General features: G+C 60.1%; 16 protein-coding genes. 4 read left to right on the top strand and 12 right to left on the bottom strand.

Features of this window, described 5'->3' with window-relative positions; all coding sequences use genetic code 11:
• Positions 1-74: 74 nt before the first annotated feature.
• Both phoR and LOY43_RS28180 read left to right on the top strand, forming a co-directional pair.
• Complete coding sequence (gene phoR, locus LOY43_RS28175; RefSeq protein WP_258709952.1) at positions 75-1,361, top strand: phosphate regulon sensor histidine kinase PhoR; 1,287 nt, start codon at positions 75-77, stop codon at positions 1,359-1,361.
• 122 nt (positions 1,362-1,483) lie between these two features.
• Positions 1,484-2,824, top strand: coding sequence for a hemolysin family protein (locus LOY43_RS28180; protein WP_007920256.1), 1,341 nt, complete (start codon positions 1,484-1,486; stop codon positions 2,822-2,824).
• 118 nt (positions 2,825-2,942) lie between these two features.
• On the opposite strand, the gene LOY43_RS28185 is transcribed toward LOY43_RS28180, so the two are convergent.
• The 8 genes from LOY43_RS28185 to LOY43_RS28220 all read right to left on the bottom strand — a co-directional run bounded on the left by LOY43_RS28185 (position 2,943) and on the right by LOY43_RS28220 (position 13,709).
• Entirely contained in the window at positions 2,943-3,839 is an 897-nt protein-coding gene (locus LOY43_RS28185; protein ID WP_095049646.1) for a M23 family metallopeptidase, read from the bottom strand.
• Between the two features lie 206 nt (positions 3,840-4,045).
• Positions 4,046-5,002: a response regulator gene (locus LOY43_RS28190; protein WP_095049645.1), complete on the bottom strand. Its 957-nt coding sequence runs from the start codon at positions 5,000-5,002 to the stop codon at positions 4,046-4,048.
• Positions 5,003-5,178: 176 nt separating this feature from the next.
• Complete coding sequence (gene phoU, locus LOY43_RS28195) at positions 5,179-5,940, bottom strand: phosphate signaling complex protein PhoU (protein ID WP_016985766.1); 762 nt, start codon at positions 5,938-5,940, stop codon at positions 5,179-5,181.
• Positions 5,941-6,011: 71 nt separating this feature from the next.
• Positions 6,012-6,845 carry a phosphate ABC transporter ATP-binding protein PstB gene (gene pstB / locus LOY43_RS28200; protein ID WP_095049644.1) on the bottom strand — a complete coding sequence of 278 codons (834 nt, stop codon included), beginning with the start codon at positions 6,843-6,845 and terminating at the stop codon, positions 6,012-6,014.
• A gap of 183 nt (positions 6,846-7,028) precedes the next feature.
• Positions 7,029-8,699: a phosphate ABC transporter permease PstA gene (gene pstA / locus LOY43_RS28205; RefSeq protein ID WP_095049643.1), complete on the bottom strand. Its 1,671-nt coding sequence runs from the start codon at positions 8,697-8,699 to the stop codon at positions 7,029-7,031.
• Between the two features lie 16 nt (positions 8,700-8,715).
• Entirely contained in the window at positions 8,716-10,749 is a 2,034-nt protein-coding gene (locus LOY43_RS28210; protein WP_176471262.1) for an ABC transporter permease subunit, read from the bottom strand.
• A 422-nt stretch (positions 10,750-11,171) separates the two neighbouring features.
• Positions 11,172-12,170, bottom strand: coding sequence for a phosphate ABC transporter substrate-binding protein PstS (locus LOY43_RS28215; RefSeq protein WP_038359380.1), 999 nt, complete (start codon positions 12,168-12,170; stop codon positions 11,172-11,174).
• Between the two features lie 240 nt (positions 12,171-12,410).
• Entirely contained in the window at positions 12,411-13,709 is a 1,299-nt protein-coding gene (locus tag LOY43_RS28220; protein WP_095049641.1) for an MFS transporter, read from the bottom strand.
• A gap of 376 nt (positions 13,710-14,085) precedes the next feature.
• Here LOY43_RS28220 and LOY43_RS28225 point away from each other — a divergent pair, with 376 nt between their 5' ends.
• Both LOY43_RS28225 and LOY43_RS28230 read left to right on the top strand, forming a co-directional pair.
• On the top strand, positions 14,086-14,490 hold the full coding sequence (locus tag LOY43_RS28225; protein ID WP_003229628.1) for an acyl-CoA thioesterase: 405 nt from the start codon (positions 14,086-14,088) through the stop codon (positions 14,488-14,490).
• Positions 14,491-14,547: 57 nt separating this feature from the next.
• Positions 14,548-15,447, top strand: coding sequence for a D-hexose-6-phosphate mutarotase (locus LOY43_RS28230; protein ID WP_095049640.1), 900 nt, complete (start codon positions 14,548-14,550; stop codon positions 15,445-15,447).
• A gap of 126 nt (positions 15,448-15,573) precedes the next feature.
• On the opposite strand, the gene LOY43_RS28235 is transcribed toward LOY43_RS28230, so the two are convergent.
• The 4 genes from LOY43_RS28235 to purE all read right to left on the bottom strand — a co-directional run bounded on the left by LOY43_RS28235 (position 15,574) and on the right by purE (position 18,144).
• The gene (locus tag LOY43_RS28235) at positions 15,574-16,110 is read right to left on the bottom strand and encodes a DUF3299 domain-containing protein (RefSeq protein ID WP_007920225.1); all 537 of its coding nucleotides are present in this window, start codon (positions 16,108-16,110) and stop codon (positions 15,574-15,576) included.
• A 93-nt stretch (positions 16,111-16,203) separates the two neighbouring features.
• Positions 16,204-16,449: a GlsB/YeaQ/YmgE family stress response membrane protein gene (locus LOY43_RS28240; protein WP_007920223.1), complete on the bottom strand. Its 246-nt coding sequence runs from the start codon at positions 16,447-16,449 to the stop codon at positions 16,204-16,206.
• 110 nt (positions 16,450-16,559) lie between these two features.
• Positions 16,560-17,642 carry a 5-(carboxyamino)imidazole ribonucleotide synthase gene (locus LOY43_RS28245; RefSeq protein WP_007920221.1) on the bottom strand — a complete coding sequence of 361 codons (1,083 nt, stop codon included), beginning with the start codon at positions 17,640-17,642 and terminating at the stop codon, positions 16,560-16,562.
• A gap of 10 nt (positions 17,643-17,652) precedes the next feature.
• The gene (gene purE / locus LOY43_RS28250) at positions 17,653-18,144 is read right to left on the bottom strand and encodes a 5-(carboxyamino)imidazole ribonucleotide mutase (protein ID WP_007954291.1); all 492 of its coding nucleotides are present in this window, start codon (positions 18,142-18,144) and stop codon (positions 17,653-17,655) included.
• Positions 18,145-18,353 lie beyond the last annotated feature (209 nt).

Genomic DNA, 18,353 nt, shown 5'->3' on the forward strand with positions numbered 1-18,353 from the left:
TCCGACCGCCAGACTCGCTGACAAGGACCGTATTTTCCGTGAATCAAAACTGGCATGGCACCCTGATTCGCCACATGCTGCTGTTGGTCACCGCCTGCCTGGTGATCGGCCTGATCACCGGCTATTACGGCTGGAGCCTCGCCGCGGGCCTGGGGATTTATCTGGCCTGGACGCTCAAGCAATTGCTGCGTCTGCACGAATGGCTGCGCCAGCATCAACCCGACGAAGCACCGCCCGATGGCTATGGCCTGTGGGGCGAAGTGTTCGACAGCATCTACCATTTGCAACGCCGCGATCAGCGCGTGCGCGGGCGCCTGCAAGCGGTGATCGACCGGGTGCAGGAATCCACCGCTGCGCTGAAAGACGCGGTGATCATGCTCGACAGCGACGGCAATCTGGAATGGTGGAACCGCGCCGCCGAAACCTTGCTTGGCCTCAAGACCCCCCAGGACAGCGGCCAACCGGTGACCAACCTGGTGCGCCATCCGCGTTTCAAGGAGTACTTCGAGCAGGAGAGCTACGCCGAGCCGCTGGAAATCCCCTCGCCAACCAACGATCGCGTGCGCATTCAGCTGTACCTGACCCGCTACGGCAACAACGAACACTTGATGCTGGTGCGCGACGTCACGCGTATCCATCAGCTGGAACAGATGCGCAAAGATTTCATTGCCAACGTCTCCCACGAATTGCGCACGCCGCTGACAGTGATCTGCGGCTACCTGGAAACCCTGCTCGACAACGTCGAGGAAGTGAATCCGCGCTGGAGTCGCGCGCTGCAGCAGATGCAGCAACAGGGCGGACGCATGCAGACGCTGCTCAATGATTTGTTGTTGCTGGCGAAACTCGAAGCCACCGATTACCCGTCGGACAACCAGCCAGTGCAGATCGACACCCTGCTGCAATCGATCAAGAGCGATGCGCAGCAATTGTCCGGCGCGAAGAAACAGCGCATCAGCCTCGAAGCCGATGCCGGCCTGTTGCTCAAGGGCAGCGAGGCGGAGTTGCGCAGTGCGTTTTCCAATCTGGTGTTCAACGCGGTGAAGTACACCCCGGCCGAGGGCAACATCCGCATTCGCTGGTGGGGTGACGATCAAGGCGCACACCTGAGCGTGCAGGATTCCGGCATCGGCATCGACAGCAAACACCTGCCGCGCCTGACCGAACGGTTCTACCGCGTCGACTCCAGCCGCAACTCCAATACCGGCGGCACCGGGCTTGGCCTGGCCATCGTCAAACACGTGTTGCTGCGCCACCGCGCGCGCATGGAGATCAGCAGCGTGCCCGGTCACGGCAGCACGTTCACCTGCCATTTCGCCCCGGCTCAGGTGGCTCAGGCGCGAGCCATCAGCGCCGCCGAGTAAGACCGACCGGCACTCGCCACTAGGCAATCGCCATGTCAGCCGCTACATTGGCTGACTTGTGCCTGCCTTTCAGGCGCGACTTTTCTCTCTTTTGAATCACACGGAACCCGCAAAACTCCATCATGGACCCTTCCCCTGGCTTGTCCCTCGCTACAATTTTCGCCGACTTCGGCATGATCCTTTTCGCTCTGATCCTGGTTTTGCTCAACGGCTTTTTCGTTGCGGCGGAATTTGCCATGGTCAAACTGCGCTCGACCCGGGTCGAGGCCATCGCTGATCAGAACGGCTGGCGCGGGCACATCCTGCGCACCGTACACAGTCAGCTCGATGCGTATCTCTCGGCGTGTCAGCTCGGTATTACCCTCGCCTCCCTTGGCCTGGGCTGGGTCGGTGAGCCGGCCTTCGCGCACATTCTCGAGCCGCTGCTGAGCGCGGTCGGCGTGCAGTCGCCTGAGATTGTCAAAGGCGTGTCGTTCTTCACCGCGTTCTTCATCATTTCGTACCTGCACATCGTGGTCGGTGAGCTGGCCCCGAAGTCGTGGGCGATCCGCAAACCCGAGTTGCTGTCGCTGTGGACGGCGGTGCCGCTGTACCTGTTCTACTGGGCGATGTACCCGGCGATTTACCTGCTCAACGCCAGCGCCAACGCGATTCTGCGTATCGCAGGGCAAGGCGAACCCGGTCCGCACCATGAACACCATTACAGCCGCGAAGAACTGAAACTGATCCTGCACTCCAGCCGTGGCCAGGATCCGAGCGATCAGGGCATGCGCGTTCTGGCGTCGGCGGTGGAAATGGGCGAGCTGGAAGTGGTCGACTGGGCCAACTCCCGCGAAGACCTGATCACGCTTGAATTCAACGCGCCGCTGAAAGAAATCCTCGCGATGTTCCGTCGTCACAAGTTCAGCCGTTACCCGGTGTACGACAGTGAGCGCCAGGAGTTCGTCGGCCTGCTGCACATCAAGGATCTGCTGCTGGAACTGGCGGCGCTGGACCACATTCCCGAGTCGTTCAACCTGGCTGAGCTGACCCGTCCCCTGGAGCGCGTGTCGCGGCACATGCCGCTGTCGCAGTTGCTGGAGCAGTTCCGCAAGGGCGGCTCGCACTTCGCCGTGGTCGAGGAGGCTGACGGCAACATCATCGGCTACCTGACCATGGAAGACGTGCTGGAAGTGCTGGTCGGCGACATTCAGGACGAACACCGCAAGGCTGAGCGCGGGATCCTCGCCTATCAGCCGGGCAAGCTCTTGGTGCGTGGTGACACGCCGCTGTTCAAGGTGGAACGCCTGCTGGGCATCGACCTTGATCACATCGAAGCGGAAACCCTCGCCGGGCTGGTCTACGAAACCCTGAAACGGGTGCCGGAAGAGGAAGAAGTGCTGGAAGTCGAAGGCCTGCGCATCATCATCAAGAAGATGAAAGGGCCGAAGATTGTGCTGGCGAAGGTGTTGATGCTGGATTGAGTGCAATGCGGGAAACCGCGTTGCCTGCTAAAAGATCGCAGCCTGCGGCAGCTCCTACATGGGAATGTGAACCCCCTGTAGGAGCTGCCGCAGGCTGCGATCTTTTGCTTTTAGAGGCTTATTGCTTGCCCAACGCAAAGTTGGGCAACGCCCCCAGCGGCTGGATGAACTGATACGGAATCGACACCAGCCCCTCGCTAGTATTGCGCTGCACCACAAAGTGCAGGTGCGGGCCGCTGCTGTTGCCGGTGTTGCCCGACAAGGCCAGCGAACTGCCCACCGCCACCCGTTGCCCTTCGCGTACGCTCACCGAGCCTTGCTTGAGGTGCAGGTACACGCCCATGGTGCCGTCGTCATGCAGCACGCGCACGAAATTGCCGGACGCATCCGAACCGCGCCCGCTCTGCGAGTTTTCGGTCTTCACCACCACCCCGGCCCGCGCGGCAATGATCGGCGTGCCCACCGGCATGGCGATGTCCATCGCATAGCGATTCTTCGGCCCATAGTGACTGTACTGACCGTTGGCGCCCTGACTCAGACGAAACGGCCCGCCACGCCATGGCAGTGGATAGCGATAGCCCTGCGCGATGCCTGTGGGGTCGCCGAGGGAGTAATGGAACTGCGGCGTATACACCAGCGGCTGCTTGCCGGATATCGCCGTCAGCAACGCCAACCGCGTGTTGCTGCGCGCCGGCAGCACCCGGTGGATGGTTTGCGCCGGCGCACCGCGCACATTGCTCAGCCCGGTGAATGCCAAGGCAATTTTGACCGGCGCATACAGATCGTTGCGCACGAAGACCACGTCAGTGCCCTTCTGCTTCTTGATGTCGAGGTACACCTGCCGCTCCAGGCGCTCGACCATGCGGTCTTGAAAGACGAACACCTGCGCGCCTTTGCTCGGCCGGTCACTGTAGGAGACCACGCCGTTGGCATCGGTGGATTTGTAAATGGTCATGGCCACAGCCGATGTGGAGGCCACGAAGAGACCACAGAAAAACAGCAGGCGTGCGAGCATGGGCAAGAGTCTGTCGAAGTAAGGCCTGGGAATGAGCCTAGCAGGTGAAGCAGACCAGGCTAGTCGACAGATGTTTCAAATGATCGTCCCCACGCTCTGCGTGGGAATGCAGCCCGGGACGCTCTGCGTCCCATGCGAGAGGACGCGGAGCGTCCGGTTGAGGCATTCCCACGCAGAGCGTGGGAACGATCAGTGTAAAGCTGTGATCACGCGCCGGGAACGAAGTGCTTCTGCGCCGTGCCGCGGGCGATCAGGCGCGAGATGTAGTCGAGTTTCTGCGCGTCCTGATCGACGAAACGGAAGGTCAGTTGCAGCCAGTCGCTGTCCGGTTTCGGCTCAAAAGCGACAACCGCGTGCAAATAGCCATTGAGACGGGCGATTTCAGCGTTGTCACCCTGCTCCAGATCGAGCACGGCGCTGTCGAGGATCTGCGGCAGGGTGTCGGTGCGTTTCACCACCAACAACGCTTCCTTGATGCTCAGAGCCTTGATCACGCATTGCTGAGTACCGCTTGGCAGACGCAATTGGCCCTGACCGCGACCACTGGCCGGAGCGGATGCGGCGGCTGGAGCCTTGACCGGAGGGCTGTTGAGCAGGCCACGGGATGGCGCAGCAGCCGGCGCTGGTGCGGCAGCAGCCGGTTTGGCGAACGGGTTGACCGCCGCAGCTGCCGGGGCGCCGCCGACCACGGCAGGCTTGCCACCGGTCAAGGCGCTGAGGGAATCGTTGCCGAACGCCGAGTTCATTTTGGTTGGCGCGCTGTTCATCAGGGTGTCGAGCTTGCCGACCTTGTTCAGCGCCTGTTTGACCTTGGTCAGCAGTTGCTCGTTGGTGAACGGCTTGCTGACGTAGCCGGAAACGCCGGCCTGAATCGCCTGCACGACGTTTTCCTTGTCGCCACGGCTGGTGACCATGACGAATGGCATGGTCTTGAGGTTGTCTTGCTCGCGGCACCAGGTCAGCAGTTCGAGCCCGGACATTTCCGGCATTTCCCAGTCGCACAGGACCAGGTCGAATGCTTCCCTGGCCAGCATAGCCTGAGCCTTTTTACCGTTGACGGCGTCCTCGGTGCGGATCCCCGGGAAGTAATTACGCAGGCACTTTTTCACCAGGTCACGAATGAACGAAGCATCGTCCACGACCAACACACTGATCTTGCTCATCCAACACCCCTATTAAAATCCCGGCAAGCATAACGCTGGCTGATGGCACATTGCCAAAACTCTTCAGTCACGCCGGGACTTTTCGTTCGCGGGTGCTGCTTTTTAATCGAATCTGCCCATGAAAAGCACAAACAAAAACGCCCGGCCAAAGGGCCGGGCGCTTTTCTCAGGCAATCTTACTTATCGTCAGCATTGCCCGGAACATTAGCGGTTTCGCCGCTTGTGCCTTCAACTTCTTCTTTCATGCGCTTGAGGCCCATGTGGCGCACGTCGGTGCCGCGCACCAGGTAGATGACCAGTTCGGAGATGTTGCGCGCGTGATCGCCGATGCGTTCCAGCGAACGCAGCACCCAGATAATGCTCAAGACCCGCGAGATAGAGCGCGGGTCTTCCATCATGTAGGTCGCCAGCTCACGCAGGGCGGTCTTGTATTCGCGGTCGATGATCTTGTCGTACTGCGCCACCGACAACGCCAGATCGGCGTCGAAACGGGCGAACGCGTCCAGCGCATCGCGAACCATGTTGCGCACCTGGTCGCCGATATGGCGAACCTCGACGTAACCGCGCGGCGCTTCACCTTCTTCGCACAGCTGAATGGCGCGGCGAGCGATCTTGGTCGCTTCGTCACCGATGCGCTCCAGGTCGATCACCGACTTGGAAATGCTGATGATCAAACGCAAGTCGGACGCCGCCGGCTGACGACGGGCGAGAATGCGCAGGCATTCTTCGTCGATGTTGCGCTCCATCTGGTTGATCTGGTCATCGATCTCGCGCACTTGCTGAGCCAGACCGGAGTCGGCTTCGATCAGTGCGGTGACCGCGTCGTTGACCTGCTTCTCGACCAGCCCGCCCATGGCCAGGAGGTGGCTGCGCACTTCCTCAAGCTCAGCGTTGAACTGCGCGGAGATGTGGTGGGTAAGGCCTTCTTTACTAATCATGTTGGCGTCCTTGGAGCGTCCGGTAAGGTGCGGTGGGCCGCAGCGTCAATTCTGTGAATAACCCGCAACTGTCAGCCATAACGACCGGTGATGTAGTCTTCGGTCTGCTTCTTCGCCGGATTGGTGAACAGGGTATCGGTGTCGCCAAATTCCACCAGTTTGCCCATGTACATGAACGCCGTGTAGTCGGACACCCGCGCGGCCTGTTGCATGTTGTGCGTAACGATAACGATGGTGAACTTGGACTTCAGCTCGTAGATCAGCTCTTCGACTTTCAGCGTCGAGATCGGGTCGAGGGCCGAGCACGGTTCGTCGAGCAGCAGCACTTCCGGCTCAACCGCGATGGTGCGGGCGATGACCAGACGCTGCTGCTGACCACCGGACAGGCCGAGTGCCGATTCATGCAGGCGGTCTTTGACTTCGTCCCACAACGCCGCGCCCTTCAACGCCCACTCGACCGCTTCGTCGAGGACGCGCTTCTTGTTGATGCCCTGGATGCGCAGACCGTAAACGACGTTTTCGTAGATGGTCTTCGGGAACGGGTTGGGCTTCTGGAACACCATGCCGACGCGACGACGCAGCTCGGCAACGTCTTCGCCCTTGCGATAGATGTTGTTGCCATACAGGTTGATCGCGCCTTCTACGCGGCAGCCGTCAACCAGGTCGTTCATGCGGTTGAAAGTGCGCAGCAAGGTCGACTTACCGCAGCCGGACGGGCCGATGAACGCGGTCACGCGCTGCTTCGGGATGTTCATGCTGACGTCGAACAGCGCTTGTTTCTCGCCGTAGTACAGGCTCAGGCCGGGTACTTCGATGGCCACGGTTTCCTGCGCCAGATTGAGGCTCTGCTTGTCGCGGCCCAGGGCGGACATGTTGATGCCGTGGGTATGTGTTTCGTGCTGCATGGGAGGCTCCCTGTGCTAACAAATTCGGTTTGTTGAACCGCTGGCCAAACCAGCGGGTAACGCAAATTCAGTTTTTGTCGCGGTCCCTGTGGGAGCTGGCTTGCCAGCGATGGCATCACTGCGGTGTAACTGAAACACCGCGTCGCCTGCATCGCTGGCAAGCCAGCTCCCACAGGGTTTGTGTTAACTGTCCAAAGCTTTGTATTTTTCGCGCAGGTGGTTACGGATATACACCGCCGACAGGTTCAACGTCGCGATCACCAGCACCAGCAACAGCGCCGTGGCGTACACCAGCGGACGCGCCGCTTCGACGTTCGGGCTCTGGAAGCCGACGTCATAGATGTGGAAGCCCAAGTGCATGATCTTCTGATCCAGGTGCAGGTACGGGTAGTTGCCGTCCACCGGCAGCGACGGCGCCAGTTTCACCACACCCACCAGCATCAGCGGCGCCACTTCACCGGCGGCGCGGGCCACGGCGAGGATCATGCCAGTCATCATTGCCGGGCTGGCCATCGGGATGACGATCTTCCACAAGGTTTCAGCCTTGGTCGCGCCCAGTGCCAGCGAACCTTCACGCACGGTGCGCGGAATACGTGCCAGACCTTCTTCAGTCGCGACGATCACCACCGGCACCGCCAGCAGCGCCAGCGTCAGCGAGGCCCAGAGCAGACCCGGTGTACCGAAGGTCGGTGCCGGCAGTGCTTCGGGGAAGAACAAGCGGTCGACCGAACCACCGAGTACGTAAACGAAGAAGCCCAGACCGAACACGCCGTAAACGATCGCCGGAACGCCAGCGAGGTTGTTCACCGCGATACGGATGATCCGCGTCAGGGTGTTCTGTTTGGCGTATTCACGCAGGTACACCGCCGCCAGCACACCGAACGGGGTGACGATCATCGCCATGATCAGCGTCATCATCACGGTGCCAAAGATCGCCGGGAAAATCCCGCCTTCGGTGTTGGCTTCACGCGGGTCGTCCGAAAGGAATTCCCAGATCTTGCTGAAGTAGAAACCGACCTTGGTGAAGGTGCTCATCGCGTTTGGCTGGTAGGCGTGAACCACTTTGCCCAGACCGATTTCAATCTCTTTGCCGTTGGCATCGCGAGCGGTCAAGGCATCGCGATTGAACTGTGCATGCAGATCGGCAAGCCGCGCTTCGATGTCCTGATAACGCGCATTCAGCTCGGCACGCTCAGATTCCATGTCCGCTTGCGCGGTGGCGTCGAGCTTGCCTTCCAGTTCCAGTTTGCGACCGTGCAGACGGATGCGCTCCAGCCCTGCGTTGATTGCACCGATGTCGGTCTTTTCCAGCGACTTCAGTTGCGCCGCCAGACCGTTCACACGGTTGATCCGCGCTTGCAGCTCTGGCCACGCAGCCTCGCCTTCGGCGATGACCTTGCCGTCCTGTTTGACGTTGACCAGATAGCCGTAGAAGTTGCCCCACTCGCGACGTTCGATCGCCATCAACTCGGGCGGCGTAGTCTGGTTGGTCAGCCACTCACCGACGACCCAGGTGAAGTCGTTGCCATTCAGATCCCGGTTGCCGACCTTGATCAGCTCGCGGGTCATGAATTCCGGGCCGACGTCAGGCACCGGCAATCCGGCGCTCTTCAGGCGAGCACGCGGCACTTCTTCTTTCTGTACCACTTCGCCGACCACAAGATGCTGGGCCTGGCCCGGCACGTCGTAGCTGGCATGCACCAGATCCGCCGGCCAGAAGTGACCCAGACCGCGCACGGCAATCACCGCCAGCAGGCCAATGGTCATGATGACCGCGATGGACACCGCGCCACCGCTGATCCAGACGCCCGGGGCGCCGCTCTTGAACCATCCTTTCAGGGAGTTCTGTTTCACAGACTTCTACCTTTGCTTAAAGCGACGAGTATTTCTTGCGCAGACGCTGACGAATCAGTTCTGCCAGGGTGTTCATGACGAAGGTGAACAACAGCAGCACCAGCGCCGAGAGGAACAGCACGCGGTAGTGGCTGCCGCCGACTTCCGACTCGGGCATTTCCACCGCGACGTTGGCCGCCAGAGTGCGCAGGCCTTCGAACAGGTTCATTTCCATGACCGGGGTGTTACCGGTGGCCATCAACACGATCATGGTTTCGCCGACCGCACGGCCCATGCCGATCATCAGCGCCGAGAAGATCCCCGGGCTGGCGGTCAGGATCACCACGCGGGTCATGGTCTGCCACGGCGTGGCACCCAGCGCCAGCGAGCCGAGGGTCAGGCCACGCGGCACACTGAACACGGCGTCTTCAGCGATCGAGTAGATGTTCGGGATCACCGCGAAACCCATGGCCAGACCGACCACCAGAGCGTTGCGCTGGTCGTAGGTAATACCCAGGTCGTGAGAGATCCACATGCGCATGTCACCGCCGAAGAACCAGTTCTCCATGAACGGACTCATGTACAGCGACAACCAGCCCACAAACAGGATCACCGGAATCAGCAGCGCACTTTCCCAGCCATCCGGGACTTTCAGACGGATCGATTCAGGCAGGCGGCTGAAGGTGAAGCCGGCGACCAGGATGCCGATCGGCAGTAACATCAGCAGGCTGAAGATGCCCGGCAGATGCCCTTCTACATAAGGCGCGAGGAACAGACCGGCGAAGAAACCGAGGATCACCGTCGGCATCGCTTCCATCAGCTCGATCACCGGCTTGACCTTGCGGCGCATGCCCGGGGCCATGAAGTACGCGGTGTAGATCGCAGCGGCAACGGCCAGTGGAGCAGCGAGCAGCATGGCGTAGAACGCAGCTTTCAGAGTGCCGAAGGTCAGTGGCGACAGGCTCAGTTTCGGTTCGAAATCGGTGTTGGCGGCGGTCGATTGCCAGACGTATTTTGGCTCGTCGTAGTTCTCGTACCAGACCTTGCTCCACAGCGCGCTCCAGGAAACTTCCGGGTGCGGGTTGTCGAGCAGAAGCGGTTGCAGCTTGCCGTCGGCTTCGACGATGACACGGTTGGCACGTGGCGAAAGACCGAACACGCCCTGGCCTTCTACCACTTGATCGACCAGCAAGGTGCGATGCGCGGTGCTGTGGAACACGCCAAGCTTGCCGCTAGCATCCAGAGCAAGGAAGCCCTTGCGACGCTCTTCGGCGGTGATTTCAACGATCGGCGTGGTGCCCATCTGGAAAGTGCGGATCTGCTTCAGGCGCAGCTCACCATCGGTGTCACGGGCCATGAACCACTGGGCCAGACCACCCTTGGAGTCACCGACGATCAGCGAGATACCACCGACCAGTTGCGTGGTCGCGGTGACTTCGGCGTCAGCGTTTTCCAGCAGTTTGTAGCGACCGTTGAGGCTCTTGTCGCGCAGGCTGAACACATCGGCCTGAGCGCGACCGTTGACCACGTACAGCCACTGCTGGCGCGGGTCGACGAAGATGTTTTTCACCGGCTCAGTCATTTGCGGCAGATCGATACGCTTCTGCTCGTTGGTGACTTCGCCAGTCATCATGTTTTCTTCGCTGGTCAGCGACAGCACATTGAGTTGCGAACCGGTCGAACCGACCAGCATCAACGTCGTGTCGGTGGCGTTCAGGCTGACATGCTCCAGCGCGCCGCCGGCTTCGTTCAGCGCGATCGGCGTCTCGCCATACGGATACTCGATGGCCGGGCTGATGGTTTTCTTGCCATCGGGGTAGCTGACTTTATAGGTGTGGCGGAACACCAGCGCCTGACCGTTGGACAGACCCACGGCTACCAGCGGATGGCCCGGCTGGTCTTCACCAATCGAGGTCACGGTTGCGCCGGCAGGCACTGGCAGATCGACGCGCTTCAGTTCAGCGCCACTGTCGATATCAAAGAACAATGCCTGGCCTTTGTCGGAAACGCGCATGGCCACCTGATTCTGCTCTTCGAGCGAAATCATCAGTGGCTTGCCGGCGTCCTGCATCCAGGCCGGGGTGATCGAGTCTTTCGCGGTGAGGTCGGCACCCTGAAACAGCGGCGCGACCACGTAGGCGAGGAAGAAAAAGATCAGGGTAATGGCTGCCAGCACCGCGAGACCGCCAACGAGGACGTACCAGCGGGTGAAGCGATCCTTGAGCGCACGAATGCGGCGCTTGCGTTGCAGCTCAGGCGTATTGAAGTCAATGCGCTTGGGAGGATTAGTAGTCATTTGGGAATTGGCCAGATCATTCATGCGCTCACCCTAGCGATCCTGTATGACAGAAAGATGACAATGCAGTGACGCAGCAAATCCACCGCCAGCGGGACTGGCAGAGGATCAAAAATTTGAGGTGTGTAAAAGGCCGGCCTGCGCGCAGGTCCGGCCTTTTACCTGAGTCCGGTGGGGTTCACCCTGGACTCAATTTGTTACTTCTTTGCGACAGCGCCGCCTTCCTGCAGACCCAGGTCAGCCAGTGCTTTTGCAGCAACCTTGGCTGGCAACGGGATGTAACCGTCTTTCACCACAACTTCCTGGCCCTGTTTCGACAGCACCAGCTTCACGAACTCAGCTTCCAGCGGAGCCAGAGGCTTGTTCGGGGCTTTGTTGACGTAAACGTAGAGGAAACGCGACAGCGGGTACTTGCCGTTCAGGGCGTTTTCTTCGGTGTCTTCGATGAAGTCAGTGCTGCCTTTCTTGGCCAATGGCACGGTTTTCACGCTGGCGGTCTTGTAACCGATACCCGAGTAACCGATGCCGTTCAGCGAGGAGCTGATCGACTGCACCACCGACGCCGAACCTGGTTGTTCGTTGACGTTTGGTTTGTAGTCGCCTTTGCACAGGGCTTCTTCTTTGAAGTAGCCATAGGTGCCGGATACCGAGTTACGACCGAACAGTTGTACTGGCTTGTTGGCCAGGTCGCCGGTCACGCCCAGGTCACCCCAGGTTTTCACGTCGGCTTTGGCGCCGCACAGACGGGTGGACGAGAAGATCGCATCAACCTGTTCCATGGTCAGGTGCTGGATCGGGTTGTCCTTGTGCACGAACACAGCCAGGGCGTCCACGGCAACCGGGATAGCGGTTGGCTTGTAGCCGTACTTCTGCTCGAAGGCCGCCAGTTCGGTGTCCTTCATCTTGCGGCTCATCGGGCCCAGGTTGGAGGTGCCTTCAGTCAGCGCAGGTGGCGCAGTGGCGGAGCCAGCGGCCTGAATCTGGATGTTTACGTTCGGGTATTCTTTTTTGTAGTTCTCAGCCCACAGGGTCATGAGGTTGGCCAGGGTATCGGAGCCGACGCTGGACAGGTTGCCCGACACACCAGTGGTCTTGGTGTAGCTCGGGATAGCAGGGTCAACAGCGGCGAACGCGTTGGCAGTCGCAACGCCAGCAGCGACAAAAGTCATTGCCGCCATCAAACGCTTCAGTTTCATGCCTTACTCCTAGCAGATAGGGTGTGTTAAGTCGGGGCCAAGTATCAGCAGGCCGTGTGAACACTCTATGGCTGAAATATGACAATTGGATGAAAGGCCAGCATGTCGCGACAGATCGTTCCCACGCTCTGCGTGGGAACGCCGCCATGGACGCTCTGCGTCCGCATTTGAGAGGTGACGCGGAGCGTCACAGGATGCATTCCCACGCGGAGCGTGGGAACGATCAGGCGGGAGAGAAAATCAGCGCCCTTTCTTCCAGAGCCACGCCCCGACCAGAATCCCCATCGCACACAGCACTGCCACGTAGTAGGCCGGGCCCATCGCGCTTTCTTTCAGCAGCAGACTCACCACCATCGGCGTCAACCCACCGAAAATCGCATAAGCCACGTTGTACGAGAACGACAACCCGCTGAAACGCACCACCGGTGGAAACGCTTTAACCATCACATATGGCACCGCACCGATGGTGCCGACCAGAAAACCGGTCAACGCGTACAGCGGGAACAACCAGTTCGGGTGATCGGCAAGGCTGTGATAGAAGGTCCACGAGCTGATCAGCAAGCCCAGGCAGCCAAACACAAACACGCGACCGGCACCAAAGCGATCCGCCAGTGCACCGGAAATGATGCAGCCGATGCTCAGGAACACAATCGCCAGACTGTTCGATTGCAACGACTCGGTCGGCGTGAAGTGATAGACCGTTTGCAGCACGGTCGGGGTCATCAGGATCACCACAACGATGCCGGCCGACAGCAACCAGGTCAGCAGCATTGAAATCGCAATCGCGCCGCGATGATCACGCAGCACCGCGCGCAGCGGCACTTCTTCGGCCAGCGCCTTGCGCAATTGCAGTTCGGCGAACACCGGGGTTTCGTGCAGCCAGCGACGCAGGTAGACCGAGAACAGGCCGAACACGCCACCGAGCAGGAACGGGATCCGCCACGCGTAATCGGCAACCTCGACAGGCGTATAAATGCTGTTGATCGCGGTGGCGACCAGCGAGCCGAGCAAAATGCCGGCGGTCAGGCCGCTGGTGAGGGTGCCACAGGCGTAACCCATGTGCTTTTGCGGTACGTGTTCGGAAACGAAGACCCACGCGCCCGGCACTTCACCGCCAATTGCCGCGCCTTGAATCACCCGCATCAATAGAAGAAGGATTGGCGCCCACAGGCCGATCTGCGCGTAGGTTGGCAGCAGACCCATGATCAGGGTCGGCACGGCCATCATGAAAATGCTCAGGGTGAACATCTTCTTGCGCCCCAGCAGGTCGCCGAAGTGCGCCATGACGATGCCGCCCAGCGGTCGCGCCAGATAGCCGGCGGCGAAAATGCCGAAGGTCTGCATCAGGCGCAGCCACTCGGGCATGTCGGCGGGGAAGAACAGCTTGCCGACCACAGTGGCGAAGAAGACGAAGATGATGAAATCGTAGAATTCCAGCGCGCCGCCAAGGGCGGACAGCGATAGAGTCTTGTAGTCATTGCGGGTCAACGGTCGTGCGGGTTGCTCGGGCTGCGCGAGGCTCGAAGGCGCTGTGGTCATGGCAAGGGCTTCTCTTATAGTCGGATCTGCCGCCACAACAACGCTGGCGGTGGCTTGGGCAGGTTCGGCACCATAGCAAATTGTTCGAAAAAGCACATAGAGGTGCGTATTTGACGGTCAAAATCAGAACCGGATGGTCGTCGTGGAGTCTACCGACCGATATACTCGCAACCTGCTCCGGTTTGTAGGGGGTTGCTGTGCGAAAACGTCGTTGGCCCGGCCTTTGCTCGGGATTAGCCGGTTTCGCAGAGTTTCTCCTTAGGCGCCTGATGGAAAACGTGACGAACGTAGTATGTTCGGTGCTGAATCGTTTTTCCCGAAGACGGCTACCACCAGCAATACCAACGAAGAGTCACGGGTCAGAGGCACCCCCGGCATGATAGAGCTCGAACAAGAAGATCCAATCCCGCAAGGCGACCTGGCCCTGCAAATCACCGCACTCCCTCGCGAAACCAACGGCTTTGGCGATATTTTCGGCGGTTGGCTGGTAGCACAGATGGATTTGGCCGGCACCGCAATGGCCAGCCGTGTCGCTGGCGGACGCGTCGCCACCGTCGCCATCGACCGCATGGCGTTCCTTGTGCCTGTGGCTGTCGGCGCGCAATTGTCCTTTTATACCCAGACCCTGGAAATCGGCCGCAGCTCGATCCAGATGATGGTCGAAGTGTGGAGCGACGACCCGTTGTCCAGCGAGTGGCGTAAAGTCACCGAAGCGGTCTTCGTCTTCGTCGCCATCGACGGCAGCGGCCGCACTCGCTCGGTTCCACCACGCGCGCGTTAAACATCGTGGCCGTTTTACGGTCGATAGTTGTCCTTGTTACTGATCGAGAGCTGTCCCATGAACACGCCCAACGTTGAAGCCGTGAAACTGGATGAACTGAACTGCTGGCGCATCCGCCACGGTCAGGCCGAAGTGCTGGTGGCCCAGCAAGGCGCGCACATCCTCAGTTATCAGATCGATGGCCAGCCGCCGATCATCTGGCTCAACGACAAGGCCGAGTTCAAGACCGGCAAAAGCATCCGCGCCGGTGTACCGGTGTGCTGGCCGTGGTTCGGCAAGTTCGAGCGCAACCCGCAGAGCGTGCAGGCCATGTATACCGGTGAGCAACCGGCACCCGCGCACGGTCTGGTGCGGGCGATGGATTGGGAGTTGGGCGGCATCGAATCAGAGGCTGACGGCGTCAAGGTCGAATTCAAGCTGCCTTACCCCGAAGGTGGCCTGCCGGGCTGGCCGCATCAGGTCGATCTGACCCTGACCCTGCATTTGTCCGAGCAACTGAGTTTCAGCCTGACCAGCCATAACCGTGGCAGTGACAGCGTCAGCCTGAGCCAGGCGCTGCACACTTACTTCGCGGTCAGTGACGTGCGCAATGTGCATGTCGATGGCGTGGATGGTTTGAATTACATCGAGACGCTGGACGACTGGAAAACCCACAGTCAGCAAGGCGACCTGCATTTTGCCGGTGAAACCGACCGCATCTATCTCGATGCTCCACCACAACTGAGCATCATCGACCTGGCCTGGGAACGACGCATTGTGCTGACGGCTACCGGCTCACGCACGGCGGTGATCTGGAACCCGTGGATCGACCGCGCCGCCGCGCTGGCCGACATGGATAACGATGGCTGGCAGCGCATGCTGTGCATTGAGACGGCGAATGTGATGGATGACATCGTCACGCTGGCGCCGGGGGCGAGCCATACCATGGGCGTCAGCGTCGCCAGCAAACCGCTCTAACCAGCACCGCAATACAAAATGTGGGAGCGAGCCTGCTCGCGAAGGCGTTGTATCAGTCAACATTCAAATGTCTGATACACCGCTTTCGCGAGCAGGCTCGCTCCCACAGTTGCTTCGTGGTGATTGTTAGAGATCAGATTCCTGCACCACCCGCACCTTGTCGGCTTCCAGCGCATACGCCGCATCGGCCAGATCATTGCTGACCTTCTCGACCTTCAGCGTGCCGGTCACCCACAGCGGTGTGTAGATATCATCCAGCTTCAAGCCTTTCGGATAACGCACCAGCACCAGTTGATTCGGCGGCGGTGGCGGCACGTGGATACATGCGCCCGGATACGGCACGAGGAAGAACAGCGTGCTGCGACCCTTGGCGTCGGATTCCAGCGGCACCGGGTAACCACCGATGCGGATGTGCTTGTCGTTCATCGACGCCACGGTTTTGGTCGAATACATCACCGCCGGCAGACCTTTGGCCTGCTTCATCCCGCCCTTCTCAGTGAAGGTACCGGTGGCTTCCGGGGAGTTGTGGTCGATTTCAGGCATGGCCTCGAGGGCCTTTTGGTCCGACTTGGGCATCAATTCGAGCCAGTCGGTTTCCGGCAGTTCGCCGGCGTGGGCCAAACCGCTGCCCAGGAAAAGGAGAGTCAACAGAAGACGGCGCATGAAGGTGCTCGGTATAGAAAGGAAAGAACAGTAAATCGCCGAGCATTCTAGCCCTCCCGGCCACTTTGGCAGAGAGGGCTTTGTCGCTTTGGATCAGTTCTTTTTGATCAGGCCGTAGATCACCAGCAACACGATAGCGCCGACCAGTGCGCCGATGAAACCTGCGCCCTCGCCTGCGTGATAGATGCCCAGAGCCTGGCCGCCGTAGGTGGCTGCCAGCGAACCGCCGATACCGAGCAGGATGGTCATGATCCAGCCCATGCTGTCATCGCCCGGTTTCAGGAACCGCGCCAACAGGCCGACGATCAAGCCGATAAAGATGGTTCCGATAATTCCCATGGCATTTCCCTCTGAATAGTAGATATGCGAAGCCTAGTCAGACTTTGGCATCCTGCAATCAGAGAACGGCGGCCCCTGAATGGTTCCGCCGCTGCCAAATGAAACTGTCGTTACTCGGCGATCAGCGCTTCGACCTTGACGATCTGCGCCTGCAGCGTAGCCATGTCGGCGCAACGCAGATTGGCGTGACCGACCTTGCGCCCGGCCTTGAAGGCCTTGCCGTAGTGATGCAGATGGCAGTCTTCGATAGCGATGACTTTCTCAACCGGCGGTACAACACCGATGAAGTTAAGCATCGCGCTCTCGCCGACTTTGGCCGTCGAACCCAGCGGCAGGCCGGCAACGGCGCGCAGATGGTTTTCGAACTGACTGCACTCGGCGCCTTCAGTGGTCCAGTGCCCGGAGTTGTGCACGCGCGGGGCGATTTCGTTGGCCTTGAGGCCACCGTCGACTTCAAAGAACTCGAACGCCATGACGCCGACGTAGTCGAGTTGCTTGAGCACGCGGCTCGAGTAGTCTTCGGCCAGCGCCTGCAATGGGTGATCGGTACTGGCCACCGACAGCTTGAGGATGCCGCTGTCGTGGGTGTTGTGCACCAGCGGATAGAACTTCGTTTCACCATCGCGGGCACGCACGGCGATCAGCGAGACTTCACCGGTGAACGGCACGAAGCCTTCCAGCAGGCAGGACACGCTGCCCAGTTCGGCGAAGGTGCCAACCACGTCTTCCGGCTTGCGCAGGACTTTCTGGCCCTTGCCGTCATAACCCAGGGTGCGGGTTTTCAGCACGGCCGGCAGACCGATCGAAGCGACGGCGGCATCCAGATCGGCTTGCGATTGAATGTCGGCGAAGGCCGGCGTCGGGATGCCCAGATCCTTGAACATGCTCTTTTCGAACCAGCGGTCGCGCGCGATGCGCAGGGCTTCGGCGCTCGGGTAGACCGGAACGAATTGCGAGAGGAATGCCACGGTTTCGGCCGGGACGCTTTCGAACTCGAAGGTCACCAGATCGACTTCATCGGCGAGTTGGCGCAGATGATCCTGATCGCCGTAATCGGCCCGCAGGTGTTCGCCCAGCGCAGCGGCACAAGCGTCCGGCGCAGGGTCGAGAAAAGCGAAGTTCATGCCCAGCGGCGTACCCGCCAGAGCCAACATGCGACCCAACTGGCCGCCACCGATTACACCGATCTTCATCTCAACAACCTCAGGCAATACGTGGGTCTGGATTGTCCAGGACGCTGTCTGTCTGCTCGGCACGGAAGGTTTTCAGTACCGCGTGGAACTGTGGATGCTTGGCGCCGAGGATGCTCGCCGAGAGCAGGGCAGCGTTGATCGCGCCGGCCTTGCCGATGGCCAGGGTGGCGACCGGAATGCCCGCTGGCATCTGCACGATCGACAGCAGCGAGTCAACGCCCGAGAGCATGGCCGACTGCACCGGCACACCCAGCACCGGCAGGTGGGTCTTGGCCGCACACATGCCTGGCAAGTGGGCTGCGCCACCGGCACCGGCGATGATCACCTCGATGCCACGACCTTCAGCCTCTTCGGCGTACTGGAACAGCAGATCCGGGGTGCGGTGGGCAGAGACCACTTTGACCTCGTACGGGATGCCGAGCTTTTCCAGCATATCGGCGGTGTGGCTAAGGGTGGACCAATCGGACTTGGAGCCCATGATCACGCCAACCAGTGCACTCATCGTCGCGCCTCTTCTCTCTGGAGCGCCCGCAGGCGCGTCATAAAACAACAAGCCACGCAGGTTGCGTGGCTTGATTGTACGAAAAATGGCCGGACGTGCCGGCCGAAGGCCGCGCAGTATACCGCAAAGAAAGCAATAAACAGCCCCCGAAACGACCATCTGTCAAATGAGCGAAAGGCCCGGTTTTATTGACCTGAAGGTCAGAGCAT

The organism is Pseudomonas sp. B21-041 (assembly GCF_024748675.1).
GTDB lineage: Bacteria > Pseudomonadota > Gammaproteobacteria > Pseudomonadales > Pseudomonadaceae > Aquipseudomonas > Aquipseudomonas neuropathica.